Source organism: Aeromonas sp. 11P, from assembly GCF_051920165.1.
Taxonomy (GTDB): Bacteria; Pseudomonadota; Gammaproteobacteria; order Enterobacterales; family Aeromonadaceae; genus Aeromonas; species Aeromonas veronii.
In genome coordinates, this window is the sequence record NZ_JBQBDJ010000004.1 from 1,796,875 (window position 1) to 1,822,112 (window position 25,238).

Below are 25,238 nucleotides of genomic sequence, written 5' to 3' on the forward strand. Positions count from 1 at the left end.
ACAACTTCTCGGGAACTTTATCCGGAAGTGTGAATCTAATCACCCCCGATTCTACGCAAACGCTTGCTATTTGTCAGCCGTTGAGAGCAACTCACTCCCTTTTCTGGCGACAAGCACAATCAACAACAACACGGGCAAGCCCAATAAACTGGTTCCGACAAAGAAGGCGCTGTAGCCAATCTGCTCCACAACCTGCCCGGAAAAACCGGCCAGCAACTTGGGTAGCAGCAACATTACCGAGCTGAACAGGGCGTACTGAGTGGCCGAAAATGCCACATTGGTCAGGCTGGAAAGATAGGTCACGAAGGCCGCGGTAGCAATACCGGCACTGAGGTTATCCAGCGAGATAATCAGCGTCAGCAGTTCCAGGTTGTGACCAACCTGATTGAGCAGGGCAAACAGCAGGTTGGTGCTGGCGGTGAGCAGCGCCCCCAAGAACAGGATGCGCAGCGTGCCGAAGCGCATCACCAGCACGCCCCCCAGCGCAGCGCCCACCAGCGTCATGATGACGCCAAACACCTTGGTAATGGTGGCAACCTCGGTCTTGCTGAACTGCATATCCACATAGAAGCTGTTGGACATCACCCCCATCACCACATCGGCAACCCGATAGCAGGCGATCAGAGCCAAGATCAGCAGCGCCGAGCTGCCATAGCGACGAAAGAAGTCGGCAAACGGACACCAGACGGCCTCATAGCCCCAGGCCCCCGCACTCGCCAGCAGAGTAGGCCACCCTTTTTCCAGGAGCTGCGCCTTGCGTTCGGCCTGTTGTTTACCCTGCTCGGCCAGATCGATATCCGGCTCGTGGCAAAACAGCGTGGTGATAACCCCGAGTGACATCAGACCCGCCATCACCAGATAGGTAATCTGCCAGCCACGATAGTCATAGCCGCTGTTGCTGCCAAACCAGGCTGCCAGCGCCAGCGCGCCAGCGCCCGCCATGATCATCGCCAGTCGGTAGCCAGTCATGTAGGAGGCAGCCATCGCCGCCTGTAGCCGCTCGGGGGCGGATTCGATGCGATAGGCGTCGATAACGATATCCTGCGTGGCCGAGGCAAAGGCCACCAGCAGGGCAAACATCGCCAGCTGGGCCAGCTCGGTCTTGGGATCGCAGAACGCCATGCCGACCAGCGCGGCGGCAATCAACAACTGGGAGAAGAACATCCAACTGCGGCGACGCCCCAGCAGCGCGGAGAGCAACGGCAGCGGCATGCGATCCACCAGCGGCGACCACAGCCATTTAAAGCCATAGGCGAGCGCCACCCAGCTCATATAGCCGATATCGGTCAGGCTGACATCGGCCTCGCGCAACCAGAATGAGAGGGTACCGAACACCAGCAGCAGCGGCAGACCCGATGAAAAACCCATGGCAAAGAGAATAAACACCCGAAATTCGAGATAGACGGCGAGGGACTCTCTCCAGCTTGGTTTGCGGATCATGTTCAACTACCTGACGACTTTGGAAAAGTGCGTCATTTTGGCAGGTTGATGGCAGATAGCCAAGGCGAGCAAAGAGATGGGCAAAAGAAGCCCGGATAGAGAAAAGGCCCATCCCGAACGGGATGAGCCTTGTATTGTGACCTGACGAGGCGAGGTGACGAACCGCGTCCGGCGAGAGTTACTTGCCCGCTTTCTTGTCGACTTTCTTGTCTGCCGGAGTTTCAGCCAGCAAGACCACCTTCTTCAGAATGATGGGGCTGGTAGGCACATCGTTGGCACGCAGAATGGGGCTGTAACCGGTCTGTACCTGAGCCAGCTTGTCCAGCACCTCCATCCCCTGAACCACCTGACCAAACACGGTATAACCCGCAGAGCCACCGGCGTTGAGGTTATTGTTGTCGACCAGATTGAAGTAAAACTGGCGAGTAGCGCTGTCGACCGCCTGGGTGCGGGCCATGGCGATGGAGCCACGCTTGTTGGGCAGACCGCCACGCGACTCGTTGACCACAGGTTCATAAGTCGGCAGCTGCTGGAACTGCTGGTTGTAGCCCCCACCCTGCACCACGAAATCCTGGATCACCCGGTGGAAGATACTGCCGTCATAGCTGCCATCAGCCACGTAGCGCAAGAAGTTCTTCACCGTCTGGGGCGCCTGCTTGGACGCCAGCTCCACCACGATATTGCCGTGGTTGGTCTCCATTCTGACTTTCGGGCCCGCGAACGCCAGCGGGGCGATCAGCATGGCCAGCAACCAGAGTTTTTTCATCATCAGACCCCTGCACCGTTCGGTTGACCTTTCAGGTAACCGCGCAGCGCGTCATCCGCCATGATCTGCTGCAGCACGCTACCCAGTTGCAGGTTCAGTGTAGACTCCAGGTCGGCCATGCTTGGCTCGCTCGGGCTCTCCTTGCTGGAGGACATGTTGAACTGCTTGGTCAGACGGTTGCCCTGAAAATCAGCGATCACCTGCAGGCTGACGCGGGATTTGGTGACATAGGTAAAGGTCTTCTCTTCCACATTGACTGCGGCGTTGGAGATCACCAGCGTCAGGTTGGTGGTGCCACTGTTGCCCACTTCGAGACCCTGGCTGCGCAGCCCTTCGGCCAGCCGCTCGGCCATCAGCAGGTTGAGCGGACGCTCGCTGTTGACCAGCACGGGGGCTTTCTCTTTATGTTTGATGGAGAAGACGTAGGCAGCCTCACGCTTGTCTACCCCTTCCATGGTGATGCGATTGCCAGAGTAGTATTGCTGGTTGGCGGGGATCACCTGCGGATTGAGCAGCGCCGTCTCCGGCCAATGAGTGGCACACCCGCCCAGCATCAGGGCGGCCAGCAGCAAGAGTGACTTTTTCATCATGGTTTCCTTTGGCTTTAGCGTTTGATGGCTTTCAAAATAACGAATTTGCTGTTCGACGCAACGACTTGTGCGTTGGCAAACAAGCGCTTGAGTTTGTTGTGATAGTCCAGATGACGGTTGCCTACTATCCAGAGTTCACCCCCTTGAGGCAACACCCGGTGCGCATCGCTGAACATCTGCCAGGCAATATGATCGGTGATCGCCTGTAACTGATGGAAAGGAGGGTTGCAGAGGATCCGATCCGCCGAGCCGACCGCCACCCCGTCGAGACAGTTATTGACCATAAAGCGGGCACGCGGCAGTGCATCAGGCAGATTGTGCTCGACGTTGAGCTGTGCCGAGGCAACCGCCATATAGGATTCATCGATAAAGGTCACCTCCACCTCGCTGTCTTTGGCGAGCAGCGACAGACCCAGCACCCCGTTGCCACAGCCCAGATCGATCACCTTGCGGGCACTGTGGATGGGCAGGTTGTCCAGCATAAAACGGGCACCAATATCGAGACTGGTGCGCGAGAAGACGTTGGCATGGTTGTGGATGAGCATGCCACTCCCCTCCAGCGGCCAGACAGTCGGGAAGGGGTTGGCCAGCGCGGGTTGCCCGGCCTGCGGCTCGCAGTGAATAAGGCGCGCCTTTTTCCAGGCCAGCGAGGTACGGGTAGGCCCCAGATACTTCTCGAACAACTTGAGCGTGGAGGTATGAATATCCTTCGCCTTGCCGGCAGCGATAACGCGGGTTGCCGGTGTCACCACCTCGCGCAGCGCTAGCAGTTGCTGCTCCAGCAGTGCCTGATATTTGGAGACCTTGATCACTACCAGAGCAGGGGCATCGGGCAGCGGCGCCAGCGCATCCTGCAAGCTGATACCACCCGCATCCAGTCCATTTTCGGCCAGATTGGCCAGGGTCGCCCGCTCACTGATGTAGGAGTCGGTGACGCAGCAGGGGGAGTGCGGATGCAGATAGGCGGCCAGTGCGCCAAAGCCATCATTCATGACGATGACGGGGCCCGCCTGCTCGAGGGGGGACTCCGCCAGGGTGTTGATCAGGTATTCGTCAGCCGCATCCCAGGCTTGCAGAGTCTCCTGACTCTGGCGCGGATAGCGGTAGAGCGTGAGCTGGCAATGGGGAGTGTCGAGAAGGGTTTGCATAGGAAGAGTCCAACCTCGGCTTGATTCGTGTATACAGGCGCCAGGGGCGACGCAAAGTGGCGCTATTCTAGCGAGGAGCAGGAATTTCACCAGTTCGATGCGCATCAAGGGGGCAACTGACGGGGGATTTCCCTCTTACGGGGGCTTATTCCATCCCGCGACTGCCGATAGAATGGCCCGACATTCACTCTGGAAGCCGATCCGATGACCATCCAACAACTGATTGAAGCCAAGCTGACCGCCGCCCTCTCCCCCACCGTGCTGGAGGTGATCAACGAGAGCCACATGCACCGTGTGGAACCGGGATCTGAGAGCCACTTCAAGGTGGTGATCGTCAGCGAGCAATTTGCAGGGCAGCGGCTGCTGGCCCGCCATCGTCAGGTCAATGCGGTACTGGCCGATGAGCTGGCCGGTGCCGTTCATGCACTGGCGTTGCATACCTACACAGAGAGCGAGTGGCAGGAAAAAGGCCACGCCCCGCGCACCCCGAGCTGCGTTGGCAAACCGTCGCTCTCCTGAAACCGGTTGTACCACAGGATTTCCCTCGAGAACCTGCCAACAAAAATTAAACAAATTTCCCCCATTGGCCCCGAAAAGGCTACATCCAAGGGGGTATATTTCGGCATCAAGGCTTTTTTGCTCATAGTGGAGGCAACGGCAAATACCCCCATCGAGGTATCGAAATAAAAAAACCTTTAAAACCACTACTTACAAGGTGTCGGGCGCTTATTCATTGCAGGTTAATTTTGTGATGGCACGGGGATTTTGCCCATTTGGCATGGCAGAAAATGCACCTTAAGTGGTAAACTCAAGCGCTTTTGAGTGAGCCTGCATGTTGAATAATTGTTGAGCCTGCCCACCTGGCACAACCACAACATCGACTCATTCAACCACCCGTCGTGATGTATTTCTCGGCGCTAACCAACCTCTCCCGTAACGGTAGTGCAAGTAAGTATGATTACAATCAAAAGAGGACTGGACATCCCCGTGCTGGGTGCGCCAGAGCAAGTAATCTACGATGGCCCCGCCATCACCCGTGTTGCGACACTGGGCGAGGAGTTTGTGGGGATGCGACCTACTATGTTCGTCAAAGTAGGTGATCGCGTCATCAAAGGTCAGGATCTTTTTGAAGACAAGAAGAATCCGGGCGTTAAATTCACAGCTCCTGCCACCGGTGTGGTTTCAGAGATCAACCGTGGTGCCAAACGTGTTCTCCAGTCTGTGGTCATCGACCTGGACGGTTCCGATGAACAGGTGACGTTTGAGCATTTTGCCTCTGCCGAGCTGGCCAAGCTCGAGCGCAGCAAGGTGCAAGAGATCCTGGTCGCATCAGGTCAGTGGACTGCGTTGCGTACCCGTCCGTTCAGCAAAGTCCCCGCGGTAGCGTCTGCCCCGCGCGCCATCTTTGTGACTGCAATGGACACCAACCCGCTGGCAGCTGATGCCGAGCTGATTATCAAGGAACAGCCGCAGGCCTTCCTCGATGGTCTGGCCGTATTGACCCGCCTGACTGACGGCGCCGTCTACGTCTGTAAAGGCGAAGGCAGTCTGCCCCACTCTCCGCTGGCTCAGGTCAAGGAAGAGATCTTCGTTGGTCCGCACCCTGCCGGTCTGCCGGGTACCCATATCCACTTCCTGGATCCGGTCAGCAGCACCAAGGTGCAGTGGCATATCAACTATCAGGATGTGATCGCATTCGGCAAGCTGTTCACCACCGGTCAGATCTTCACTGACAAGGTGATCGCGCTGGCTGGCCCGAACGTGCTCAAGCCGCGTCTGCTGCGTACCCGTCTGGGCGCCTGCATCAGCCAGCTCACCAATAATGAGCTGCGTGCCGACGAAAACCGTATCATCTCCGGTTCTATCCTGAGTGGTGCCAAAGCCGAAGGTGTTCACGACTACCTGGGCCGCTACCACAATCAGGTTTGCGTGCTGGGTGAAGGTCGCGAGAAAGAGTTCCTGGGCTGGATCAACCCCAGCGCCAACAAGTTCTCTATCACCCGTACCACCCTCTCTCATCTGATGAAGGGCAAGCTGATCAACTTCACCACCACTACCAACGGTAGTGACCGTTCCATGGTGCCTATCGGCAACTATGAGCGGGTGATGCCACTCGACATCCTGCCGACCCTGCTGCTGCGGGACATGGTCTCCGGCGATACCGACGGTGCGCAAGCACTGGGCTGCCTGGAGCTGGATGAGGAAGATTTGGCGCTCTGTACCTTTGTCTGCCCCGGCAAGACAGAGTACGGCCCGATCTTGCGTGAGTGCCTGACCAAGATTGAACTGGAAGGTTAAGCGATGAGTTTCAAGCAACTTCTTGAAAATATGGAACACCACTTCGAACCGGGTGGAAAGTACGCCAAGTACTATGCCCTGTTCGAAGCGGCGTACACCCTGTTCTACACCCCGGGTAGCGTTACCCGCAACGCCTCCCACGTTCGTGATGCGCTCGATCTGAAGCGCATGATGATCATGGTGTGGCTGGCCGTGTTCCCGGCCATGTTCTGGGGCATGTACAACGTTGGTAACCAGGCGATTGCCGCCATTGCCCACATGGGCTCGGCTGCTGGTGCCAGCAGCTGGCAATATGCCCTGGCTACCATGCTGGGCGCCTCCCTCGATCCGGCTGTTGCCGGTATCGGCAGCAAGATGCTGATTGGCGCCACCCACTTCTTCCCGATCTACATCACCGTCTTCTTTGTCGGTGGTTTCTGGGAAGTGCTGTTCGCCATGGTGCGCAAACACGAGATCAACGAAGGCTTCTTCGTGACCTCAATCCTGTTTGCCCTGATCGTGCCGCCCGAGCTGCCCCTGTGGCAAGCTGCGCTGGGTATCACCTTCGGTGTGGTGATGGCCAAAGAGGTGTTCGGTGGTACCGGCAAGAACTTCCTGAACCCGGCGCTCGCTGGTCGTGCGTTCCTGTTCTTCGCCTACCCGGGCCAGATCTCCGGTGACGCCGTATGGGTTGCCGTTGACGGCTTCTCCGGCGCAACTGCCCTGAGCCAGTGGGCCCAAGGCGGCCAGATGGCGCTGATCAACGGTGCAACCGGCCAGGCTATCAGCTGGATGGACGCTTTCCTGGGTAACCTGCCGGGTTCCATCGGTGAAGTCTCTACCCTGATGATCCTGCTGGGTGCGGCCATGATCGTCTACATGCGCATCGCCTCCTGGCGCATCATCGCCGGCGTGATGATCGGTATGATCGCCACCTCCCTGCTGTTCAACGTCATCGGTTCCGATACCAACCCCATGTTCAACATGCCGTGGCACTGGCATCTGGTACTGGGTGGCTTCGCCTTCGGTATGGCCTTCATGGCGACCGACCCTGTCTCCGCCGCCTTTACCAACAAAGGCAAGTGGTGGTATGGCGCCCTGATCGGCGTAATGGTCGTGCTGGTTCGCGTGGTCAACCCTGCGTTCCCGGAAGGCATGATGCTGGCCATTCTGTTTGCGAACCTGTTTGCTCCCCTGTTTGACCACTTCGTCGCTCAGGCAAACATCAAGCGGAGGATTGCTCGTGGCGTTTAATAAAGATTCAACCCTCGGCACCGTCAGCGTGGTCACCGGCCTCTGTCTGGCCTGTTCCATCGTGGTATCCGTTGCCGCTGTGGGCCTGCGTTCTACCCAGCAGGAAAACAAGGCGCTGGACAAGCAGAGCAACATTCTCTCCGTAGCCGGTGTGGATGTGAGCGAAGTGGCCAAGCGCGACCTGGCCAAACTGTATGGCGAGAAGATCGAAGCGCGTCTGGTGGATCTGGCGACCGGTGACTTTGTTGACGGCGATGCCGACAACTTCGACACCAAGCAGGCTGCCAAAGATCCGGCCCGCAGCATCCGTCTTGCCGCCGCTGACGACAAGGCCAGCCTGCGTCAGATCTCCAAGCAGATCCCGGTATTCTTCGCCAAGGATGCCGAAGGCAAGATCGACAGCATCATCCTGCCCATCTACGGTCAGGGTCTGTGGTCGACCATGTATGCCTTCGTCGCCGTTGCCGCTGATGGCCAGACCATCAAGGGCATCACTTACTATGACCACGGTGAAACCCCGGGTCTGGGTGGCGAGATCGAAAACCCGGCCTGGCAGGCGCTGTTCAAGGACAAGAAACTGTTCGACCAGAATGGCATGCCGGCGCTGCGCGTCATCAAGGGCCATGCTCCGGCGGGCTCCGAGCACGAGATCGATGGTCTCTCCGGTGCCACTCTGACCGGTAACGGCGTACAGCATACCTTCGACTTCTGGATGGGTCCCAAGGGCTTCGGTCCTTTCCTGGCCAAGGTTCGTGCAGGAGAAATCAACAATGGCTGACAAGAGCGAAATGAAGAAGTTGCTGTTGACGCCTGTGCTGGGCAACAACCCCATCGCCTTGCAGGTGCTGGGTGTCTGTTCTGCACTGGCGGTTACCAGCCAGATGAAAACTGCGTTTGTAATGACCCTCGCGGTCATGGCGGTCACCGCCTTCTCAAACCTGTTCATCTCCCTGATCCGCAACCAGATCCCGAACAGCGTCCGGATTATCGTACAGATGGCGATCATCGCCTCACTGGTTATCGTGGTTGACCAGGTGCTCAAGGCGTACGCCTATGACATCTCCAAGCAACTGTCGGTCTTCGTGGGTCTGATCATCACCAACTGTATCGTAATGGGCCGCGCTGAAGCATACGCCATGAAGAGTGCCCCGCTGCCCTCCTTCCTGGATGGTATCGGCAACGGTCTGGGCTATGGCGCCATTCTGCTGAGTGTCGCGACCGTGCGTGAACTGCTGGGCTCCGGCACCTGGTTCGGCATCGAGCTGCTGCCGCTGGTGAACAACGGTGGCTGGTATGTGCCCAACGGCCTGCTGCTGCTGCCGCCGAGTGCATTCTTCATCATTGGTCTGATCATTTGGGGCGTTCGCACCAAGGATCCCAAGCAGGTGGAGGCGAAGGATTAAGGTATGGAACACTATCTGAGTCTGTTGATTAAATCGATCTTCATCGAAAACCTGGCACTCTCCTTCTTCCTGGGGATGTGTACCTTCCTGGCGGTGTCCAAGAAGGTAAAGACCTCTATGGGTCTGGGTATTGCCGTTATTGTGGTGCAGACCATCGCGGTTCCTGCCAACAACCTGATCTACAACTACGTGCTTAAAGATGGCGCTCTGGTATCCGGTCTGGATCTGAGCTTCCTGAGCTTCATCACCTTCATCGGTGTGATTGCAGCACTGGTACAGATCCTGGAGATGGCGCTGGACAAGTACTTCCCGGCACTCTACAACGCGCTGGGTATCTTCCTGCCGCTCATCACCGTGAACTGCGCCATCTTCGGTGGCGTCTCCTTCATGGTGCAGCGTGACTATAACTTCATGGAGTCTGTGGTCTACGGTGTGGGTTCAGGGGCAGGCTGGATGCTGGCGATCGTTGCGCTGGCAGGTATCCGCGAGAAGATGAAGTACTCCGATGTTCCGGAAGGCCTGCGCGGTCTGGGCATCACCTTCATCACCGCCGGTCTGATGGCGCTGGGCTTCATGTCCTTCTCTGGTATCTCCCTGTAATCGGCTTTCCTGCAATCAGAAAGGAACGATAGATGGAAATTATTTTGGGTGTGGTCATGTTTACCGTGATCCTGCTGGCACTGGTGGCAGTCATTCTGTTCGCCAAGTCCAAGCTGGTGACCGCGGGCGACGTGACAATCAGCATCAATGGTGACCCGGCCAAGGCTGTGACCAGCCCGGCCGGTGGCAAGCTGCTCGGCGTGCTGGCTGGCAGCGGTATCTTCGTCTCCTCCGCCTGTGGCGGCGGTGGCTCCTGTGGCCAGTGCAAGGTACGGGTGAAATCCGGTGGTGGCGACATTCTGCCAACCGAACTGGATCACATCAGCAAGGGCGAAGCCCGTCATGGCGAGCGTCTGGCCTGTCAGGTTACCGTTCGCTCCGACATGGATATCGAACTGCCGGAAGAGATCTTCGGGGTGAAGAAGTGGGAATGTACTGTTATCTCCAACGATAACAAGGCCACCTTCATCAAGGAGCTCAAGCTGCAGATCCCCGATGGCGAGAGCGTACCGTTCCGCGCCGGTGGTTATATCCAGATCGAAGCCCCAGCTCACCACGTGCACTACAAGAACTTCGATATTCCCGAGGAGTATCGCGGTGACTGGGATCGCTTCAAGATCTTTGAGCTGGAGTCCAAGGTCGATGAGCCGATCATCCGTGCCTACTCCATGGCCAACTATCCGGAAGAGTTCGGCATCATCATGCTGAACGTGCGTATCGCGACCCCGCCGCCCAGCAACTGGACTGCCCCTCCGGGACAGATGTCCTCCTACATCTTCAGCCTGAAGGCTGGCGACAAGGTGACTATCTCCGGTCCGTTCGGTGAGTTCTTCGCCAAAGACACCGATGCCGAAATGGTATTCATCGGTGGTGGTGCGGGTATGGCACCGATGCGTTCCCATATCTTCGACCAGTTGCGTCGCCTGAAGTCCAAGCGCAAGATGAGCTTCTGGTACGGTGCCCGTTCCAAGCGCGAAATGTTCTATGTCGAAGACTTTGACATGCTCGCGGCCGAGAACGAAAACTTCACCTGGAACGTCGCCCTGTCCGATCCGCAACCGGAAGACAACTGGGACGGCTACACCGGCTTCATCCACAACGTGCTCTACGAGAACTATCTCAAGAACCACGAAGCGCCGGAAGATTGCGAGTTCTACATGTGTGGACCTCCGGTGATGAACGCTGCCGTCATCAACATGCTCAAAGATTTGGGCGTTGAAGACGAAAACATCCTGTTGGATGACTTTGGTGGTTAATCCATGCACAGTGTTGTAAAGACCTGGCTAGCCTTCGGGCTAGCCTTTTTCTTGACTGGGTGCGGTCAGGAGACGGTCCAATCCAAGCCGGAGATCCATATCACCGGTAGCACCATGGGCACTTACTACTCCATCAAGGTGGCGGACAGCGCCATCAGCGATCCGGCCAAATTACAGGCCGAGGTGGATGTCTTGCTGGAACGGGTCAACGATCAGATGTCGACCTATCGCCCCGATTCCGAACTGTCGCGCTTCAACCAGAGCCGTGACAACAAACCGGTAGTGGTCTCCCGCGATACCGCACGGGTCGTCACAGAGGCCATTCACATTGGCCGTGAGAGCCAGGGGGCGCTGGACGTCACCGTTGGCCCCTTGGTCAATCTGTGGGGCTTTGGCCCGGACAAGAAGCCGACCAAGGTTCCCTCCGACGAGCTGATCACCCAGACTCGCCAGAAAACCGGTCTGGGCAACCTGCACGTCATCACCTCGGTAGATGCCGACACCCTGCAAAAAGACATTCCGGATCTCTACGTCGATCTCTCCGCCATCGCCAAGGGCTTTGGGGTGGACAAGGTAGCCGAGTATCTGGAGTCACTGGGTGCGCGCAACTATCTGGTGGAGATTGGCGGCGAGCTGCGGATCAATGGCGTCAACGGCAAGGGTCACCCCTGGCGCGTGGCCATCGAGAAGCCCACCGCAGGCACCGGCACGGTGCAAGAGGTGATCGTGCCCGGTGACAACGGGGTGGCCACCTCCGGCGATTACCGCAACTACTATGAACTGGATGGTCAGCGCTTCTCCCACACCATAGATCCGCGCAGCGGCAAGCCGATCCAGCACCGCCTGGTATCGGTCACCGTGATCCACCCCTCCTGCATGACCGCAGACGGGTTGGCCACCGTGTTTATGGTGATGGGGACCGAGAAAAGCCTGGCCTATGCCAACGAGCGCGGCCTGGCGATCTTCGTGATCACCAAGACGGACAACGGCTTTGAAGAGGCTTACTCCGATGCCTTCAAGCCCTATCTGGTCAAGAAGTAAGAGGTAGAGATGCAGATTTTTCTGATCACCTTCGGGGTATTCATGCTGGTGATAGCCGCCATGGCTATCGGTTACATCTTCCAGAAGAAGACCATCTCCGGCTCCTGTGGCGGTCTGGGTAGCGTTGGCATCGAGAAAGAGTGCGATTGCCCGGAACCCTGCGACAACCGCAAGAAGAAGATGGCCAAGGAAGAGGCCCGTCGCAAGATGCTGGAAGAGAACCGCATCATCTGATGACTCTGATTGTTCGGTAAACAAAAGCGCGCCATCGGCGCGCTTTTTACTGGCCGTTATCTTGCGTTAACGGTCAGGGCTGACGTTCGATATAGAGGATCACCTCACCAAGATGGATACCGAACTTGCTGATCTCGGCACGATTGATCAGACGATCTTCGTCCAGCAGGTACATCCAGTCATCGAAGCTCACCCGCACCACCCCGCCATCCGGCAGCGCCAGATCGAGCTGATAACGCCAGTTGAGGGCGAACCCTTCGCTTTTACCCACCGCCTCCCCCACCACATCGGAAGCAGTACCGCGCCAGTGACCATCATCGCCCTTGCTCAGATGCCAGGTACGGGTCTGCTGGCGGCCATCATCAAAGTAGAACTGCTCGAACAACTCTCCCTTGCCATCCTTCCAACGACCCACCATCTCGACCCGAAAGCGACTGGTCACTTCGCCGCTGCGGTCGGTCACCAGGCCGTGAGCCACCAGTTTGCCATTGAAGAAACGGGCGAGATCCCAGTTTGGCCCCTGCCCCCGATAGTCATCGAGACTGGCACCACAGCCGCTCAGCAGCAAAAAAGGGAGCAACAGCAACCAGCGGTATGCACGATAGAAAGACATCAGAAACTCCATGTTCAGGGTTGGCCACGCAGGCGGCGGGTCAGGGCGGGATCGCGGCTGTTGTCAGCCAGCCAGATGGCGAGAAAAGCGGCCGAGAATTGCGGATCGGCCAGAGTCCCGAGGGACTTCTCCTGCCACCAGAAGTGGCCTGCCCCGCCCTTGTCGACATAGAAGGTGAGCTTGTCGCCTGCCTGCACATCGGGCCAGAGTGCAGCGAGCTGGCCGAGCCAGCGCTGACGTTCGGCGTTGGAGCCAAGACCGAGTCGCTGCCACTCGGCGGCAGTGGCGCTCAGCAGATCTTCCCGCTCGATGGATCTGGCATAGGTGAGGGTCAGGGCCTGCGGATAGTGACCGGGCTGATAGTGCCCGCTTTCACTGTAGAGGGTGGCATCGTAGAGCTTGAACCATAGCCAGTTCATCTCCCCCTGCCCGACCGGGCGCAACTGCTGCCAGGGGGCGGAAGAAGCCTGCACCGCGGTTGCAGCAAAGAGCGTAAACGCCAGCAGCAGCGGGTTAATTCCACCCCATATGCCAGTGGTTGGGGTCTTCCAGTTCATGCCAGTCCATCTCCTGTTCCTGCAGGGTGTTGATATCCTGCATCACCACCTGCACCAGCTGCCCCTGCGCATCCCGCTGGCAGGCAACCACCAGATAGAAACGATCAGTCAGCTCATGCTGGCTCTCTTTAGTCCATTTGGAAAAAAGCAACGAGTCGGTCGAAAAGGTGTTTGTCATGACTCACCCTCCAGCTTGACCATTACCCACAGGAGTACGGGTAACCACCACATCCAGATCACTGCCAGCAGCGCCGTGCTGATCCAGATGCCCCAGGGTAAGTTTACTGCCCCCATGGCGGCCCCCGCCACATAGGAGGAAGCACCGCCAAATACGCCAAACAGCGCCTGCTGCCAACGAGGCAAGCGCAGCAGCCAGCGCATACCGTGGGCCAGCGTCAGGGCAAAACCGAGCCAGAGCAGTACCAGCCAGAGGGGAAAACCGGACGGGAAACGGAACAGGCCGAGCTGCCAGAGCAGGGCATCCAGCAGACAGCCGGCCACCGCGATGGGGAGCAGCCGCCAGTCACGCAGGCGGCTGGGTGAGAAGAGAAAGTGCAGCAGCAACATTGCCAGCAGCGGGCCCGGCTGCTGCCACTTCACCGCCAGCAACCAGTAGAGGTTGAACCCCAGCAGGTGAGCCCACTGCCACATGGTCAGTGACCGCTTACTGGCACATCACCCGACCAGCCAGCGGGCCCCGGCTTGGCGGCCTCCAGCTGCACCAGACTGATGGTGCGCTCCCAGAATCCCCCTTCGCAATAGGCAAAATAGAAGTGCCACAACCGGATGAAATCCTGGCTGTAACCGAGCTTGGGCAGCTCGGGAGCCAGCGCCAGAAACCGCTCGCACCAGTGAGCCAACGTGCGGGCATAGTGATGGCCGTGATCGTGCAACCGTACCAGTTGCATGTCGGTCTCCCGCGCCAGCAACCCCGCCATTTGGGAGACGCTCGGCAGGCAGCCACCGGGGAAGATGTAGCGCTGGATGAAATCAACCCCGCGCAGATACTGGGCATGGCGCTGATCGGCGATGGTGATGGCCTGAATGAGCAGACGGCCACCGGGTTTGAGCAGCCGCGACAGCTGGCGGAAATAGTCGGGCAGGAAGGCGTGACCCACCGCCTCGATCATCTCGATGGAGACCAGCTTGTCATAGGTGCCCTCCAGCTTGCGATAATCCTCCAGCAGCAAGGTGATGCGATCCCCCAGCCCCTCCCGCGCAATCCACTCCTTGGCATAGTCGTGCTGGGCCCGGGAGATAGTCGTGGTGGTCACCCGGCAGCCATAGTGGCGGGCGGCATAGACGGCAAGGCCGCCCCAGCCGGTGCCGATCTCCAGCAGATGGTCGTCTGGCCCCAGCGCCAGCCGCTCGCAGATGGTGCGCAGTTTGGCTTGCTGACCCTCTTCCAGAGTGGCCTCGGCGCTCGGATAGATGGCGCTCGAGTACTGCATATGGCTGTCGAGAAAACCCTGATAGAGGGTATTGCCGAGATCGTAGTGGGCGGCGATGTTGGAGCGCGAACCGGTCAGAGTATTGCGGTTGAGCCAGTGGCGCACCTTGTTGAACGGGAAACTGAGCCAGCCGAGGCGCCGCTCGAGGGAGTCGAGCAGGGTCAGATTGCGGGCCAGCAGCCGTACCAGCGCCACCGGATCCGGGCTGGTCCAGAGCCCCTCCACCCAGGTTTCTCCGGCGGCGATGCTGCCCCCCAGCAGCAGGCGTCGATAGAAGGCCGGATCCTGCACCACCAGTTCGGCATGCAGATCGGTGCCCGCGACGCCAAAGCTGTAGCGCTCACCGCCATCCCGCAGCAGCAGCTGGCCATGTTCGAGGCGACCCAGCAGATTGAGCAGCAGTTGTCTTGCCCCCTTGTCGATGAAAGAGGCAGAGAGGGTTGATTGAGCAAGTTCCATTAGCGGCTCTCCGGATGGGTAAAAATCGGGGTTCGTTTAATAAATAGACGCAGGGCCTGCCAGTAGATCCCGAGCAGCACCTTCATGGTCATCCAGGGCCAGCGGGCCAGCAGGGCCACCAGCCCCTTGCGCGACAAGGGTTCACGAGTGAGCGCCAGGGTGGCGTCAAACAGCTTGGCTTCACCGGATACGGGATGACTCTCGATATGGATCAGAGTCTCCTGCGCGGGCGGCCTGATGCGCCAGTGATAACGCATCGCCAGCCCCATAAACGGGGAGACGTGAAAATCCTTGTCATGGGGTGCCAACGCCGCCAAATCCAGCAGGTAGTAGTGACGCTCGTTCCAGGGAGTGTTCGACACCTCTGCCAGCAGATAGTGCGCCTCGCCCTGCCGGTAGCAGAAGTAGAAGTTGACCGGGCTGAAGTAGAACCCGAGACAGCGCACATTGCCGAGCAGCAGTACCCGCCCCTCGGGGTCGGCATCGCCACCCAGTTCGCTCACCTTCTGCCACACCGCCTGCTTGAGGCTCCCCTCACTCCCCTTGAGATAGTCATGGCGGTGAAACGAGAGCAGCCCCGAGCGCTCCACACCGAACCAGCGCCCCTGATCGAGCTGCGACAGCTCGTCGAGATCCAGTCCCAGCATAAAAAGGCTGTAGGAGAAGGCGTGAGCCCGCGGTGCAAAACGGCGGTGGCGCACCGAGCCCTGCCAGATGGCGCTGGTGACGCCAGCCAGTTCGTCTGTACGCTCATGTTCGGTGGCCACGGTGGCGCCGTTCATAGCTCGGCTCCGAAGCGCCTGGCGACATCCAGCGCGCTGCGCACCCCATCCTCGTGGAAGCCGTTGTACCAGTAGGCGCCACAGAAGTGGGTGTGCTGTTGGCCGCAGATCTCCGCCCGCCGCTGCTGGGCGGCGATGGAGGCCTGATTGAACACCGGATGGTGATAGACGAAGCGGCGCAGCACCTTGCTCTCATCCACCTTGCCCTTGGGGTTGAGGCTGACGCAGAAAGGCTCCGGCGAGTTCACCCCCTGCAGGATGTTCATGTTGTAGCTCACCAGCGGCCGCGCCTCGTCATTGCCATCGAGCTGATAGTTCCAGCTGGCCCATGCCTTGCGGCGGGTGGGCAGGCAGCTAGCATCGGTGTGGAGCCAGACATCGTTGGCCTGATAGGGCATGTCGCCGAGGATGGCCTGCTCCCGCTCGCCGGGATCCGCCAGCAGCGCCAGCGCCTGATCGCTGTGGCAGGCGAAGATCACCTCGTCAAACCGCTCCTCGCCGTAACCGCTCTGGATCACCACGCCATCCGCGTCCCGCCACACGCTCTGCACCGGACAGGCGAGGCGGATCTGCGACTGCCAACCCGCGGTAAGGGGGTCGATATATTCCCGCGAGCCACCCGGGATCACGTACCACTGGGGGCGATTGGCCACATCCAGCAGGCCGTGGTTGGCAAAAAAGCGCAGGAAGAAGCCAAGGGGGAAGGCACGCATATCGGCCAGGGTCGATGACCAGATCGCAGCTCCCATCGGCAAGATGTAGTGGCGGGCGAAGTAGTCGCTAAACTCCCCCGCCAGCAGAAAGTCCCCCAGCGTCAGCTCGGGGCCAGCCCCCTGATGTTGACCATCCGCCAGCCAGGCCCGCGCCTCCCGGTTAAATCGCAAAATCTCGGCAACGAAGCCGTAGAAACGGGGGCTCAACAGATTGCTGCGCTGGGCAAACAGGGTATCGAGGTTATGGCCGTTATACTCCAGCCCCTCCGGGCTCTTTACCGAGAAGCTCATCTCGGCCGGTTGCCGCGCCATGCCGATCCGTGCCAGCAAATTCAAGAAGTTGGGATAGGTGCGATCATTGAAGACGATAAAGCCGGTGTCGATGGCATAGCTGCGGCCAGCCTGATTCACATCGACAGTGGCGGTGTGCCCCCCCAGAGTCGACGCCGCCTCGAACAGGGTTATGTCATGGAGTTTGTGGAGCAGAAAACCGGCGGTGAGCCCCGAGATCCCTGAACCGACGATGGCGATCTTTTTCTTCATGAATGGCTTCCTTTCGATACGAGTGCGCGGCCAAGGCGCAGCCAGAGCCCCACCGGCAGCGCACCAAGCAGGCGCAACAACCAGATGAAACGGCGGGGAAAGTGGATCTGGTGGCGACCAGCGGTCAGCCCGTCCATGATGGCGCGGGAGGCCTGCTCCACCGTCACCAGACAGGGCATGGGAAAATCATTTTTGGCGGTGAGCGGCGTCTGGACAAAGCCGGGGCGGATCAGGGTCACCCCGATCCCTTTGCTGGCCAAATCGAGGCGCAAGGTATCCGCCAGATAGTCGAGGGCCGCCTTGGAGGCGCCATAGGCCTCGGCTCGCGGCAGCGGCAGCCAGCTCACCGACGAGCTGACGATGGCAAGCCGAGATCCCGCCCCTAGCAATGGCAAGAAGGCGGACAGCGCATGGCCGGTGGCGGTCAGATTGGTTTCAATCACTCGGGCAAACAGCTCGCTGTCAAACCCCTCGCCGACATCCATGTACTCACAGTTGCCTGCGTTGAGGATCAGCAGATCGAGGGATGGCAGCGTAGCGGCTACCCCGCTCATTGCGGCCAGATCCCGGGCATCGAACTGCAGCGGCGTGACGCCATCCAGCCCCAGCGCCTGCAGCCGTTCACCATCGCGACCACAACCCCACACCTGCCAGCCAGCACGCCGGTAATCCAACGCCAGTTGACGACCTATGCCGGAGGTCGCCCCGGTGATGAGCACCCGGCCGCTCATGCGCCAAGCCTCATCTTGATAGTGCGCACCACGGGCCCGAGCAGCGGCAACTGCTCGTAGAGCATGGCGCCCAGGTCAAAATAGTCCCTGTGCTGGCACACCTTGCCCGCCTCGTCGAATTCGAGGCGGGTGGCCCCCTCCACCGTCACCGGCTCACCACCACGCAATCTGGGGTGAGAGAAGGTCATGGTCCAGCCAAGCCAGGCCTGCTGCCCTTGTTGCTGCTGACTGGTGATGACGAAACGACAGTAGGCGAGGCGCTGATAGAGGGCGGCAAAATAGTCGCCAAGGGCAGCCAGCCCCTCGATACGGTGGGCCGGATCGGTAAAGACCACCTGTTCGGCATAGACCTCGGGCAAGCGGTGCAACTGCTGTTTGTCCAGTTGCTGATAGAGGCCAATAAAGCGGGCCAGCGGCTCGTTCATCCTATTTCTCCAGAGCGCGAAACATCTCGATGGCTCTCACCCGGGCAACGGCGTGATCCACCATGGGTGCCGGATAATCCTGTCGCCTCTTGAGCCGCAGCCAGTCGTGGGGCTGATGCACATAAGCGGGGGGAATATCGGCAAGTTCAGTTACCCAGGTACGGATAAACTCCCCTTGTGGATCAAATCGTTGCCCCTGAGTGGTGGGGTTGAACACCCGAAAATAGGGCGCCGCATCGGCACCGGTACCCGCAGCCCACTGCCAGCCGCCGTTGTTGGCCGCCAGCTCCCCATCGATGAGCCGACTCATGAAGTAATCCTCCCCGAGCCGCCAGTGGATATGGAGATCCTTGGTGAGAAAGCTCGCCACTATCATCCGCAGCCGGTTGTGCATCCAGCCGGTGGCGTTGAGGCAACGCATCGCCGCATCGACAATGGGGTAGCCGGTGCGCCCCTCGCACCAGGCGGCAAAGGCATCCGGGTCCCAACTCCACGGCAAGTTTGCCGTCTCGGGCTTGAAAGGACGATTCATCGAGAGGGTCGGGATCAGCACCAGCAGGTGGCGATAGAACTCGCGCCAGATCAGCTCATTGAGCCAGACAAAGCCGGGCTGAGCTTTCGACTGGGGCCGGTAGCCAAGGCGCTGCTGGAGCGCCGCCACACACTGACGCGGGCTGATGATGCCCGCCGCCAGATAGGGGGAGAGCACAGAGGTGCCCGCGATGGCAGGAAAATCCCGGGTCTCACCATAGTCGAGCACTGCCTGCTCCAGAAAATCGTTCAAACGGCGCCGGGCTTCCGCCTCCCCCACTGGCCAGCGGGGATCTGCCGTCAGCTCGCCGAGCGCCTCATCAACCCACGCCCGCTCGGCCAGCGGCTGCCAAGACAAAGGCTCGCCACGGGGCGCAGGAGCGCGATGAATGACGAAGCCATCTTCATCGAGGGCCTTGAGCCAGGCACGGCTGAAAGGTGTGAAGACCTTGAACATCTCCCCCGACCCGGTCAGCACCCGCCCCGGCGGCAATACGCAACAGCCGTTGAGCCAGTGACAGCTCACCGCCTGCTCTGTCAGTGCCGCAATGACAGCGTGGTCGCGACGCTGCTCGTCGATCTCGATGGCCTGATTGGCGTAGAGCTGGGTCACCCCCAGCTCTACGCAGAGGCCTGCCAACGCAGCGGGCACCTCGGCAAAGGTCTCCACTCGCAGCAGATGGAGCGGAATGCCGAGCGCCGCCAGCTCGCGCCCCAACTCATCTACCTGCGCCAACATAAAGCGCTGACGAATCGGGGCCATTTTGTGCTGCCGCCACTGGGTAGGAGAGACGATAAAGATTGCGGCCACCGGCTCATCATCGGCGCAGGCGCTCTTTCCACAACAAGAGCGCAGCGCCGGGTTGTCGGCCAAACGCAAGTCGTTGCGAAACCAGACCAATTTCATGATTTTTTCCTCCCGCGTCCGCTGGCGCCAGCCGCAGCAGGTGCGTCCACCATCAGCTCGGCAAGGCTCGCCTGCCAGCCGTGGCCTTTAAGCCACTCGCTATCGTAGAGGCGCCCCAGCTCGCCAAACAGGCGTGTGCCGGCGGGCCAGCCGGTAGCCAGCTCCTGCTTGCCGAGCCCGGCACCCAGCAGCACCAGCCAGGGGGTAACGGCACGTCCTTCCAGCAGGCTGACATGACGAGGCTCCACCGCCCCCAGCAGTTGCACCTCATAGCCCTGACCGATCAGCTCATAAGCGGCCCACACCAGATCGAGGGGGCCGACCTGTCCCCAGCTCGCCAGCGTGATCGGCACGCCCTTCTCCTGCTCGATCAGGTGGCGGGCGAAGCGGGTATGGAGCCAGCCCAGCCACACCTGTTGTAGCAGCTCGCCATCGGGCCGCTCGCGCCACAACCCCAGCAGACGCTCCACCAGCGGTTGCAGTACCCGGCTGCGCACCAGCTCGAACGGGTAGCTCGCCAGCAGATCGTTGAGTTCAGCCTCCGCCTTGCGCTGGTTGAAGGCGAGCAGCGCCTGACTGAACTGCTCCAGGGTTTGCTGCCAGTGATCGCTCACCGGCTCGGAATGGGGTTCGCTCAAGAGCCCCTTCACCTGCCCGATACTCACTCCCCGCTCCAGCCAGCTCAGGATCTCGCCGATCTGGCGAATATCCTGTTCGCTGTAGAGGCGGTGGCCCTTTTCGGTGCGAGCCGGTTGTACCAACCCGTAGCGGCGCTGCCAGGCGCGCAGGGTCACGGCATTGACGCCGGTGAGACGGGAGACCTCGCGAATGGGGTAGATCCCCTCATCAGCCAGAGGAGCAACTTCTTGCGATAAATCAGACATGACAACGTCCATCAAACAGAGGGGTAAGGCTCCCCGGCGCAAACCATGCGCCGGGACAACAGAACGGATTCAGAGCCCGTAACGCAATTTCAGCGTATCGGGGTGCGGATTGAGATAAACCTGCTCGGCGAGATAGGGATTGGGGTACTCGCGCAGGTAGTGACGGATCAGGGTGAGCGGCACCAGCAAGGGGAAGATACCGGTGCGGTACTTGTCGATGGTATCGGCCAGCTCCTGCTTCTGGGCCGGGGTCAGCACCCGCTTGAAGTAGCCCTGCAGGTGCATCAGCACATTGGTGTGACTGCGGCGGTTGGCTCGCAGGGTCAGCGCCGTCATCAATCCCTTGATGTAGTTGTCGGCCACCTCCTGCAAATTGGTGGACTTGCCCAGATTGCCGAGCAGCTTGCCGAGGATGCGGTAGTGGGTGGTGGCATGGGAGAGCACCAGATACTTGTAACGGGAGTGGAAGCGGATCAGCGCAGAGGCGGTAATGCCGCGGGCGCAGAGTTGCTGCCAGTCGTGGTAGGCAAAGACCCGCAGCACGAAGTTCTCCCGCAGGATGGGGTCGCACAGGCGGCCATCCTCTTCAACCGGCAACAGGGGGTTGGCCTCCATCAACGCCTTGGCAAAGAGGCCGATCCCCTCCTTAGCGCTCCCCTCGTTGTTGGCGCCATAGACCTTGACCCGCTCCATACCGCAGCTGGGTGATTTGGCACAGAGGATATAACCGGAGATGAAGTCGAGCTGGCGTGCCTTCTGCTCGCTGAAGGCAATCAGCTTTTCGGTGACATCGAAGCTACCGTTGCTCGCCTCGGCACGGATCTCGCCGTTGCGCTTGACCAGCCGGATGGCGGCGCGAGGCGCCCCTAGACCAATGGCCATCTCGGGACAGACGGGGTGGTAGTCAAAGTGAGCGCCAAGATCCCGTTCACAGAAGCTGGAGCGCTTGTGGCCCCCATCGAAACGTACCTCTTGTCCCAGCAGGCAGGCACTGATACCGACTTTAATCTTGTACATGATGACACTCCTTGTATAAGCATTGATTCAGTTATAGCAGTTATACAAAAAAATGAAAGTTGTATAACTATTTGCGACTGATACGACACAAGGAGAAAAAGAGGATCACCGGAAAAAGAAAAAACCCATGGCGAACGCCATGGGTAAAAATCAAGACACTACGGACTACGGGAAGGGGGATTAGAAGCTGTACTTCACACCCAGGCTGGAGATGGAACCTTTTTGCAGATCCCAGTTGCGATAGGTGTAATCGGCAGTCAGCGCCCAGTTCTGGTTGAGCTTGTAGGCACCGCCCACCTTGAAGTCGTGCATATCGTCGGTCATGTTGGCGTAGCGATAAGCGGTGGAGAGCTCGACATTGCCGATGTCGTAGCGCAGACCCACTTCACCGTACATGCTGCCGCTATCTTTGCGAGCAACAGCATCCCACCCTTTTTTAGCGATATCGCTGGCAAGTTCACGCTCCAGCATGTAGCCGGTCACACCGGTTTCACCGTAGAGGTTCAGACCCGTGCTCAGCGGAGTAAAGACACCAACACCGATGCTGGAGATCGACATGCTGTCGTTGCCGTTGCTGCGAGAGGTGTATTCAGTGCTGCCGCGACCATAGAAATTGGAGCCGAAGCTCTTGGAGAGATCCAGGCTCAGACCGCCAAAATCACGGGTTCCTTTGCTGTCATTGCTGAAGGTACCGCTGAGATAGTCGGATTTGGTGTGCGCCCAAGTGGCGGAACCCTTGGCGTAGCTGAAGGCATCCTGCGCCATGACGGAAGTAGAGGCAAACCCGGCCAGAACCAGAAGAGAGACAGTTGCTTTTTTCATAATGATAACTCCATGTGATTGGGCCCGTTGCTAGCGAGCTGGTATGGAGTCATTTTGCGATCAGGTTCCCGGCTTGCCGAGCTGCAAGCTGTTGCAGAACCATGTCAGATGTAAGCAGATATTGCAGGGGGTGTCAGCGGCAACAAGTTGCCGGCCCAAACAGTTTGCATGGGCCGGAACAACGCCAAATCAGCGGAAGACCACCTCGTCAATTTCGACCCGCACCAGCGGCTGACCGGTCAATCCGGCAGGACGGGGGATCTCGAGGGCCAGCGAAGGACGGGCTTGCCCCTTGCGCAGATAGGTTTCCGGCAGACGATTCTCGGCAACCCAGAAGCGGGCCTCCTGACGGCTCAGCTGCACCCCGTCAGCACTGAACAGGGTCACCATGCCACGTACCCCGACCACATTGCGGGTGCCGGTATTGCTCACCATAAAGGTCAGCACCAGCGGGTCAGATCCCTCGATCTTGTCCAGCTTGACCACCACACCGTCACGCGCCATCTGGGCAAGCAGTTCCGGATTGGCCTTGGCCTGATCGGTCAGCACCGGAGCAGCGACGGCCACCACGGCCCCGGCCTTCCCATCAGCAGCCACGCCCTGCACGGGGTCGGCCGGTTTGACCACCAGATACTCCCAGGTGAAGTCATCGTTGAGCTGAACATGCCGACCATCGGGCAGCGTCACCTGAGAAAGAGGGGCAGCCTGCGTCAGTACGGGGGAGAGGCACAGGGCAATCAGCAGACGGGAGAAGGGTTTCATAGGGCGAAGCTCGGTAACGGGTGAAAGGGCGACAGTATAAACAGTCCCGTCGCCCCTTGCCTATGACAGCACTCACGTTCTGGCACCCGCATCGCTTGCCCGCAGGCTAGATGGCGAGATCGTGCCGCTCTTTCTGTGCCATATCCAGGGTCACCAGATCGAACTTGCTCCCCTTGAGGGCGGACAAAATATCCGATTGCATGTCAAAAGCTTGCGCACGCTGATGCTCGGGCAGACGCACCCGGGCCAGGGTGGTGGAGCAGTCACACAGGGTATGGAAAAAGACCTGTGCCTCGTCCAGCCCCATGTCGGCCAGCATCTGCTCGGCCTGATCCACCATTCGCAGATAACGCTGCTCAAGCTGCTGTGGATTGGTGAAGCGATTGCTGAGGCAACCGTTGCTCCCCTTGCCCCAGCGACCGAGCTGACGCTTGTTGAAGCCGTAACGATAATCGCGGCGCATCAATCCGTTGTCGGCAAAAAACCAGATTGAGTTGGCAGGCAGAGACCCGAACTGGGCAAGATAATCATCACGCTCCTCCACCGCTGCCGGAACCAGCAACGGCAGATGAGTCCATTCCGGACGAGTCTGCATATACTCACCAATGCGGCGAACCGGGTCGATCAGCCCTTCCATATTTGGCAGGCGATCGCAAAAGACGATCTCGTCACTCTTGATGACCCAGTGATCGATGCCATAACGCTGGCAATAACGGCGGGCACGGGCCACTTCGCTGCGACTGCGGGTCGGATTATCGAGGGTAATTGCGTGGATTTTCACACCGGCAGCGCGGCACAGCTCGATGCTGTAGCAGGATTCCAACCGTCCCGAAAAAGAGACAACCAGCTCGTCAAAACTTGCCAGTCGCTCAATCAGCAGCTGTTCCCTGGCTTGAAAAGAGTGATCATATCCCTGATTCAGTACAACTATATTGGCACCCATTAAACAGCTCCGGATGATGAACAGGTGCAGTATTGTGCGGCAAACAAACTGAATAGACCCTTAAAGAGTCTGGTTAAAATTAAAACTTGATGATTATTTCCTGTGATTCTGCTGCTAAATCTTCATTTTGGGCGTCATAAATTCGTAATCTTGCTTGGTGAACCCGATGGGCTCGCAAGAAACCCTGCGCCTGATCCAGCGAGGTGAAGGTCAGGCGCCCTCCCTCGCTGTCGGTCAGGCAGAGGCACTCCCCTTCCGCCTCGATACAGAGCTGATAACCGCTGCCATCCTTGCAGGCGATGATCAGGGTCGCCTCGGGATAGTGACTGAGCCAATTGCGAAACCGGCCATGCTCCATAGTGCTCCTAGAGGGGCATCACCCCTTGCCGGTGGCGGGCAAACAGCCCAGCTCACCCAGTTGCTGGCGGCAACTCGCCGCGTCGGTAAAGACGATCCCCCTGATACCGAGGGCCTCGGCGGCCGCAATGTTGGCGGGGCTGTCATCGATGAAGATGCGCTCTGCCGGTTTCAGATCGAACGACACCAGCAGATAGCGGTAGATCTCCGGCTCCGGCTTCATCATCCGCACCCGCGCCGAGACCACCTTGCCGCTGAAGAAGCGCCAGAAATCCTGATGCAGCTCCAGCCAGTCGATGCTGGCATGACCCATGTTGGAGAGGGCATACAGGGTGTGCCCCGCCCCGTGCAGCTCGGCTATCAGGGTTAGCATAGCGGGATCTGGCAGCAGGGAGGCGGGAACTGCCTGTAAAATAGCCAGATTCTCCGCCGCCGAGAGGCCAGTGCGCGCTTGCGCTTCTCGGGCCATGGTGTGGAGCGACATGGTGCCTCTGTCTACCTCCAGCCAGTCCGGGTGGTTAAAGAGCTGCTCGGCCAACTGTTCAGCCCCTTGCGGACCACGCACTGAACGCACTATGCCGACCGGATCCCAGCTCACCACCACCCGTCCCAGATCGAAAATAATCGCCATCGTCTTTACCTCCCCCACTGGGTGTCAGTCATCAAAACAGAGTCAATAGAACATCGCTCATACGCCATTTTCTTAACCGGATACCCTGCCCCCATCCCCGC

Annotated in this window: 30 protein-coding genes; 9 read left to right on the plus strand and 21 right to left on the minus strand. The window is 59.2% G+C overall.

The features are described 5' to 3' along the window. Window positions 1-66 precede the first annotated feature (66 nt). From ACTG1P_RS08145 to ACTG1P_RS08160, 4 genes are all read right to left on the minus strand, one after another. Complete coding sequence (locus tag ACTG1P_RS08145; protein ID WP_421308325.1) at window positions 67-1,446, minus strand: AmpG family muropeptide MFS transporter; 1,380 nt, start codon at window positions 1,444-1,446, stop codon at window positions 67-69. 172 nt (window positions 1,447-1,618) lie between these two features. Beyond that, window positions 1,619-2,206, minus strand: a complete 588-nt coding sequence (locus tag ACTG1P_RS08150) for a peptidylprolyl isomerase (protein ID WP_042053243.1) — start codon at window positions 2,204-2,206, stop codon at window positions 1,619-1,621. Window positions 2,207-2,208: 2 nt separating this feature from the next. Then, entirely contained in the window at window positions 2,209-2,793 is a 585-nt protein-coding gene (locus ACTG1P_RS08155; protein WP_005349692.1) for a YajG family lipoprotein, read from the minus strand. 17 nt (window positions 2,794-2,810) lie between these two features. Then, entirely contained in the window at window positions 2,811-3,944 is a 1,134-nt protein-coding gene (locus tag ACTG1P_RS08160) for a methyltransferase (protein ID WP_440000972.1), read from the minus strand. Window positions 3,945-4,148: 204 nt separating this feature from the next. On the opposite strand from ACTG1P_RS08160, the gene ACTG1P_RS08165 reads away from it, so the two are divergent. The 9 genes from ACTG1P_RS08165 to nqrM all read left to right on the plus strand — a co-directional run bounded on the left by ACTG1P_RS08165 (window position 4,149) and on the right by nqrM (window position 12,009). After that, on the plus strand, window positions 4,149-4,463 hold the full coding sequence (locus tag ACTG1P_RS08165; RefSeq protein ID WP_064337123.1) for a BolA family protein: 315 nt from the start codon (window positions 4,149-4,151) through the stop codon (window positions 4,461-4,463). 435 nt (window positions 4,464-4,898) lie between these two features. Then, window positions 4,899-6,242: a Na(+)-translocating NADH-quinone reductase subunit A gene (locus ACTG1P_RS08170; protein WP_005349684.1), complete on the plus strand. Its 1,344-nt coding sequence runs from the start codon at window positions 4,899-4,901 to the stop codon at window positions 6,240-6,242. A gap of 3 nt (window positions 6,243-6,245) precedes the next feature. Beyond that, complete coding sequence (locus ACTG1P_RS08175; protein ID WP_005338642.1) at window positions 6,246-7,475, plus strand: NADH:ubiquinone reductase (Na(+)-transporting) subunit B; 1,230 nt, start codon at window positions 6,246-6,248, stop codon at window positions 7,473-7,475. Beyond that, window positions 7,465-8,253 carry a Na(+)-translocating NADH-quinone reductase subunit C gene (locus ACTG1P_RS08180; RefSeq protein ID WP_005358609.1) on the plus strand — a complete coding sequence of 263 codons (789 nt, stop codon included), beginning with the start codon at window positions 7,465-7,467 and terminating at the stop codon, window positions 8,251-8,253. The genes ACTG1P_RS08175 and ACTG1P_RS08180 overlap by 11 nt, the downstream gene beginning before the upstream one ends. Then, a complete protein-coding gene (locus tag ACTG1P_RS08185) occupies window positions 8,246-8,878 on the plus strand; it encodes an NADH:ubiquinone reductase (Na(+)-transporting) subunit D (protein ID WP_005338644.1) in 633 nt (210 codons plus the stop codon). The genes ACTG1P_RS08180 and ACTG1P_RS08185 overlap by 8 nt, the downstream gene beginning before the upstream one ends. Before the next feature lie 3 nt (window positions 8,879-8,881). Beyond that, entirely contained in the window at window positions 8,882-9,478 is a 597-nt protein-coding gene (gene nqrE, locus ACTG1P_RS08190) for an NADH:ubiquinone reductase (Na(+)-transporting) subunit E (protein WP_005338645.1), read from the plus strand. A 32-nt stretch (window positions 9,479-9,510) separates the two neighbouring features. Next, window positions 9,511-10,734: an NADH:ubiquinone reductase (Na(+)-transporting) subunit F gene (nqrF, locus tag ACTG1P_RS08195; RefSeq protein WP_005338656.1), complete on the plus strand. Its 1,224-nt coding sequence runs from the start codon at window positions 9,511-9,513 to the stop codon at window positions 10,732-10,734. 3 nt (window positions 10,735-10,737) lie between these two features. Then, a complete protein-coding gene (locus ACTG1P_RS08200; protein WP_005338666.1) occupies window positions 10,738-11,775 on the plus strand; it encodes an FAD:protein FMN transferase ApbE in 1,038 nt (345 codons plus the stop codon). 9 nt (window positions 11,776-11,784) lie between these two features. Next, complete coding sequence (nqrM, locus tag ACTG1P_RS08205) at window positions 11,785-12,009, plus strand: (Na+)-NQR maturation NqrM (protein WP_005338668.1); 225 nt, start codon at window positions 11,785-11,787, stop codon at window positions 12,007-12,009. 73 nt (window positions 12,010-12,082) lie between these two features. Here the strand turns inward: nqrM and ACTG1P_RS08210 are convergent, their stop codons facing one another. The 17 genes from ACTG1P_RS08210 to ACTG1P_RS08290 form a co-directional block, all read right to left on the minus strand. Next, the gene (locus ACTG1P_RS08210; protein WP_440000973.1) at window positions 12,083-12,622 is read right to left on the minus strand and encodes a DUF3833 domain-containing protein; all 540 of its coding nucleotides are present in this window, start codon (window positions 12,620-12,622) and stop codon (window positions 12,083-12,085) included. A 14-nt stretch (window positions 12,623-12,636) separates the two neighbouring features. Next, window positions 12,637-13,179, minus strand: a complete 543-nt coding sequence (locus tag ACTG1P_RS08215) for a chalcone isomerase family protein (protein ID WP_440000974.1) — start codon at window positions 13,177-13,179, stop codon at window positions 12,637-12,639. Then, window positions 13,136-13,357 (minus strand): TIGR02450 family Trp-rich protein, encoded by a 222-nt coding sequence (locus tag ACTG1P_RS08220; RefSeq protein ID WP_005338671.1) that lies wholly within the window; start codon window positions 13,355-13,357, stop codon window positions 13,136-13,138. The genes ACTG1P_RS08215 and ACTG1P_RS08220 overlap by 44 nt, the downstream gene beginning before the upstream one ends. Next, window positions 13,354-13,830 (minus strand): DUF2878 domain-containing protein, encoded by a 477-nt coding sequence (locus ACTG1P_RS08225; RefSeq protein ID WP_440000975.1) that lies wholly within the window; start codon window positions 13,828-13,830, stop codon window positions 13,354-13,356. Before ACTG1P_RS08225 ends, ACTG1P_RS08220 begins: the two co-directional genes overlap by 4 nt. Before the next feature lie 2 nt (window positions 13,831-13,832). Then, a complete protein-coding gene (locus ACTG1P_RS08230; RefSeq protein ID WP_440000976.1) occupies window positions 13,833-15,089 on the minus strand; it encodes a class I SAM-dependent methyltransferase in 1,257 nt (418 codons plus the stop codon). Next, entirely contained in the window at window positions 15,089-15,871 is a 783-nt protein-coding gene (locus ACTG1P_RS08235) for a DUF1365 domain-containing protein (RefSeq protein WP_440000977.1), read from the minus strand. The genes ACTG1P_RS08230 and ACTG1P_RS08235 overlap by 1 nt, the downstream gene beginning before the upstream one ends. Continuing rightward, entirely contained in the window at window positions 15,868-17,127 is a 1,260-nt protein-coding gene (locus tag ACTG1P_RS08240; protein WP_440000978.1) for an NAD(P)/FAD-dependent oxidoreductase, read from the minus strand. The genes ACTG1P_RS08235 and ACTG1P_RS08240 overlap by 4 nt, the downstream gene beginning before the upstream one ends. Beyond that, window positions 17,124-17,858: an SDR family NAD(P)-dependent oxidoreductase gene (locus ACTG1P_RS08245; protein ID WP_440000979.1), complete on the minus strand. Its 735-nt coding sequence runs from the start codon at window positions 17,856-17,858 to the stop codon at window positions 17,124-17,126. Before ACTG1P_RS08245 ends, ACTG1P_RS08240 begins: the two co-directional genes overlap by 4 nt. Then, window positions 17,855-18,283, minus strand: coding sequence for a nuclear transport factor 2 family protein (locus tag ACTG1P_RS08250; RefSeq protein WP_005343652.1), 429 nt, complete (start codon window positions 18,281-18,283; stop codon window positions 17,855-17,857). Before ACTG1P_RS08250 ends, ACTG1P_RS08245 begins: the two co-directional genes overlap by 4 nt. Before the next feature lies 1 nt (window position 18,284). Next, a complete protein-coding gene (phrB, locus tag ACTG1P_RS08255; RefSeq protein WP_440000980.1) occupies window positions 18,285-19,721 on the minus strand; it encodes a deoxyribodipyrimidine photo-lyase in 1,437 nt (478 codons plus the stop codon). After that, window positions 19,718-20,605 carry a MerR family transcriptional regulator gene (locus ACTG1P_RS08260; protein WP_440000981.1) on the minus strand — a complete coding sequence of 296 codons (888 nt, stop codon included), beginning with the start codon at window positions 20,603-20,605 and terminating at the stop codon, window positions 19,718-19,720. The genes phrB and ACTG1P_RS08260 overlap by 4 nt, the downstream gene beginning before the upstream one ends. A 69-nt stretch (window positions 20,606-20,674) precedes the next feature. Further along, a complete protein-coding gene (locus ACTG1P_RS08265; RefSeq protein ID WP_005338692.1) occupies window positions 20,675-21,622 on the minus strand; it encodes a YbgA family protein in 948 nt (315 codons plus the stop codon). Between the two features lie 180 nt (window positions 21,623-21,802). After that, window positions 21,803-22,444 (minus strand): outer membrane beta-barrel protein, encoded by a 642-nt coding sequence (locus ACTG1P_RS08270; protein ID WP_159143142.1) that lies wholly within the window; start codon window positions 22,442-22,444, stop codon window positions 21,803-21,805. Window positions 22,445-22,633: 189 nt separating this feature from the next. Beyond that, the gene (locus tag ACTG1P_RS08275) at window positions 22,634-23,206 is read right to left on the minus strand and encodes a DUF3157 family protein (RefSeq protein WP_440000982.1); all 573 of its coding nucleotides are present in this window, start codon (window positions 23,204-23,206) and stop codon (window positions 22,634-22,636) included. 106 nt (window positions 23,207-23,312) lie between these two features. Continuing rightward, window positions 23,313-24,149 carry a hypothetical protein gene (locus ACTG1P_RS08280; RefSeq protein ID WP_440000983.1) on the minus strand — a complete coding sequence of 279 codons (837 nt, stop codon included), beginning with the start codon at window positions 24,147-24,149 and terminating at the stop codon, window positions 23,313-23,315. A gap of 79 nt (window positions 24,150-24,228) precedes the next feature. Then, window positions 24,229-24,507: a DUF6482 family protein gene (locus tag ACTG1P_RS08285; RefSeq protein ID WP_069554313.1), complete on the minus strand. Its 279-nt coding sequence runs from the start codon at window positions 24,505-24,507 to the stop codon at window positions 24,229-24,231. 18 nt (window positions 24,508-24,525) lie between these two features. Further along, the gene (locus ACTG1P_RS08290) at window positions 24,526-25,137 is read right to left on the minus strand and encodes an HAD family hydrolase (protein ID WP_440000984.1); all 612 of its coding nucleotides are present in this window, start codon (window positions 25,135-25,137) and stop codon (window positions 24,526-24,528) included. Between the last annotated feature and the right edge of the window lie 101 nt (window positions 25,138-25,238).

What these genes read in the sequence shown, in the direction of transcription:
- nqrF (WP_005338656.1), top strand. Translation starts at nt 9,511, where the DNA reads ATGGAAATTATTTTGGGTGTGGTCATGTTTACCGTGATCCTGCTGGCA.
- ACTG1P_RS08210 (WP_440000973.1), bottom strand. Translation starts at nt 12,622, where the DNA reads ATGTCTTTCTATCGTGCATACCGCTGGTTGCTGTTGCTCCCTTTTTTG.
- phrB (WP_440000980.1), bottom strand. Translation starts at nt 19,721, where the DNA reads ATGAAATTGGTCTGGTTTCGCAACGACTTGCGTTTGGCCGACAACCCG.
- ACTG1P_RS08155 (WP_005349692.1), bottom strand. Translation starts at nt 2,793, where the DNA reads ATGAAAAAGTCACTCTTGCTGCTGGCCGCCCTGATGCTGGGCGGGTGT.
- ACTG1P_RS08250 (WP_005343652.1), bottom strand. Translation starts at nt 18,283, where the DNA reads ATGAACGAGCCGCTGGCCCGCTTTATTGGCCTCTATCAGCAACTGGAC.
- ACTG1P_RS08270 (WP_159143142.1), bottom strand. Translation starts at nt 22,444, where the DNA reads ATGAAAAAAGCAACTGTCTCTCTTCTGGTTCTGGCCGGGTTTGCCTCT.
- ACTG1P_RS08265 (WP_005338692.1), bottom strand. Translation starts at nt 21,622, where the DNA reads ATGTACAAGATTAAAGTCGGTATCAGTGCCTGCCTGCTGGGACAAGAG.
- ACTG1P_RS08260 (WP_440000981.1), bottom strand. Translation starts at nt 20,605, where the DNA reads ATGTCTGATTTATCGCAAGAAGTTGCTCCTCTGGCTGATGAGGGGATC.
- ACTG1P_RS08175 (WP_005338642.1), top strand. Translation starts at nt 6,246, where the DNA reads ATGAGTTTCAAGCAACTTCTTGAAAATATGGAACACCACTTCGAACCG.
- ACTG1P_RS08225 (WP_440000975.1), bottom strand. Translation starts at nt 13,830, where the DNA reads ATGTGGCAGTGGGCTCACCTGCTGGGGTTCAACCTCTACTGGTTGCTG.
- ACTG1P_RS08235 (WP_440000977.1), bottom strand. Translation starts at nt 15,871, where the DNA reads ATGAACGGCGCCACCGTGGCCACCGAACATGAGCGTACAGACGAACTG.
- ACTG1P_RS08215 (WP_440000974.1), bottom strand. Translation starts at nt 13,179, where the DNA reads ATGAACTGGAAGACCCCAACCACTGGCATATGGGGTGGAATTAACCCG.
- ACTG1P_RS08280 (WP_440000983.1), bottom strand. Translation starts at nt 24,149, where the DNA reads ATGGGTGCCAATATAGTTGTACTGAATCAGGGATATGATCACTCTTTT.
- nqrE (WP_005338645.1), top strand. Translation starts at nt 8,882, where the DNA reads ATGGAACACTATCTGAGTCTGTTGATTAAATCGATCTTCATCGAAAAC.
- ACTG1P_RS08185 (WP_005338644.1), top strand. Translation starts at nt 8,246, where the DNA reads ATGGCTGACAAGAGCGAAATGAAGAAGTTGCTGTTGACGCCTGTGCTG.
- ACTG1P_RS08170 (WP_005349684.1), top strand. Translation starts at nt 4,899, where the DNA reads ATGATTACAATCAAAAGAGGACTGGACATCCCCGTGCTGGGTGCGCCA.
- ACTG1P_RS08275 (WP_440000982.1), bottom strand. Translation starts at nt 23,206, where the DNA reads ATGAAACCCTTCTCCCGTCTGCTGATTGCCCTGTGCCTCTCCCCCGTA.
- nqrM (WP_005338668.1), top strand. Translation starts at nt 11,785, where the DNA reads ATGCAGATTTTTCTGATCACCTTCGGGGTATTCATGCTGGTGATAGCC.
- ACTG1P_RS08230 (WP_440000976.1), bottom strand. Translation starts at nt 15,089, where the DNA reads ATGGAACTTGCTCAATCAACCCTCTCTGCCTCTTTCATCGACAAGGGG.
- ACTG1P_RS08220 (WP_005338671.1), bottom strand. Translation starts at nt 13,357, where the DNA reads ATGACAAACACCTTTTCGACCGACTCGTTGCTTTTTTCCAAATGGACT.
- ACTG1P_RS08285 (WP_069554313.1), bottom strand. Translation starts at nt 24,507, where the DNA reads ATGGAGCATGGCCGGTTTCGCAATTGGCTCAGTCACTATCCCGAGGCG.
- ACTG1P_RS08240 (WP_440000978.1), bottom strand. Translation starts at nt 17,127, where the DNA reads ATGAAGAAAAAGATCGCCATCGTCGGTTCAGGGATCTCGGGGCTCACC.
- ACTG1P_RS08200 (WP_005338666.1), top strand. Translation starts at nt 10,738, where the DNA reads ATGCACAGTGTTGTAAAGACCTGGCTAGCCTTCGGGCTAGCCTTTTTC.
- ACTG1P_RS08150 (WP_042053243.1), bottom strand. Translation starts at nt 2,206, where the DNA reads ATGAAAAAACTCTGGTTGCTGGCCATGCTGATCGCCCCGCTGGCGTTC.
- ACTG1P_RS08245 (WP_440000979.1), bottom strand. Translation starts at nt 17,858, where the DNA reads ATGAGCGGCCGGGTGCTCATCACCGGGGCGACCTCCGGCATAGGTCGT.
- ACTG1P_RS08160 (WP_440000972.1), bottom strand. Translation starts at nt 3,944, where the DNA reads ATGCAAACCCTTCTCGACACTCCCCATTGCCAGCTCACGCTCTACCGC.
- ACTG1P_RS08165 (WP_064337123.1), top strand. Translation starts at nt 4,149, where the DNA reads ATGACCATCCAACAACTGATTGAAGCCAAGCTGACCGCCGCCCTCTCC.
- ACTG1P_RS08290 (WP_440000984.1), bottom strand. Translation starts at nt 25,137, where the DNA reads ATGGCGATTATTTTCGATCTGGGACGGGTGGTGGTGAGCTGGGATCCG.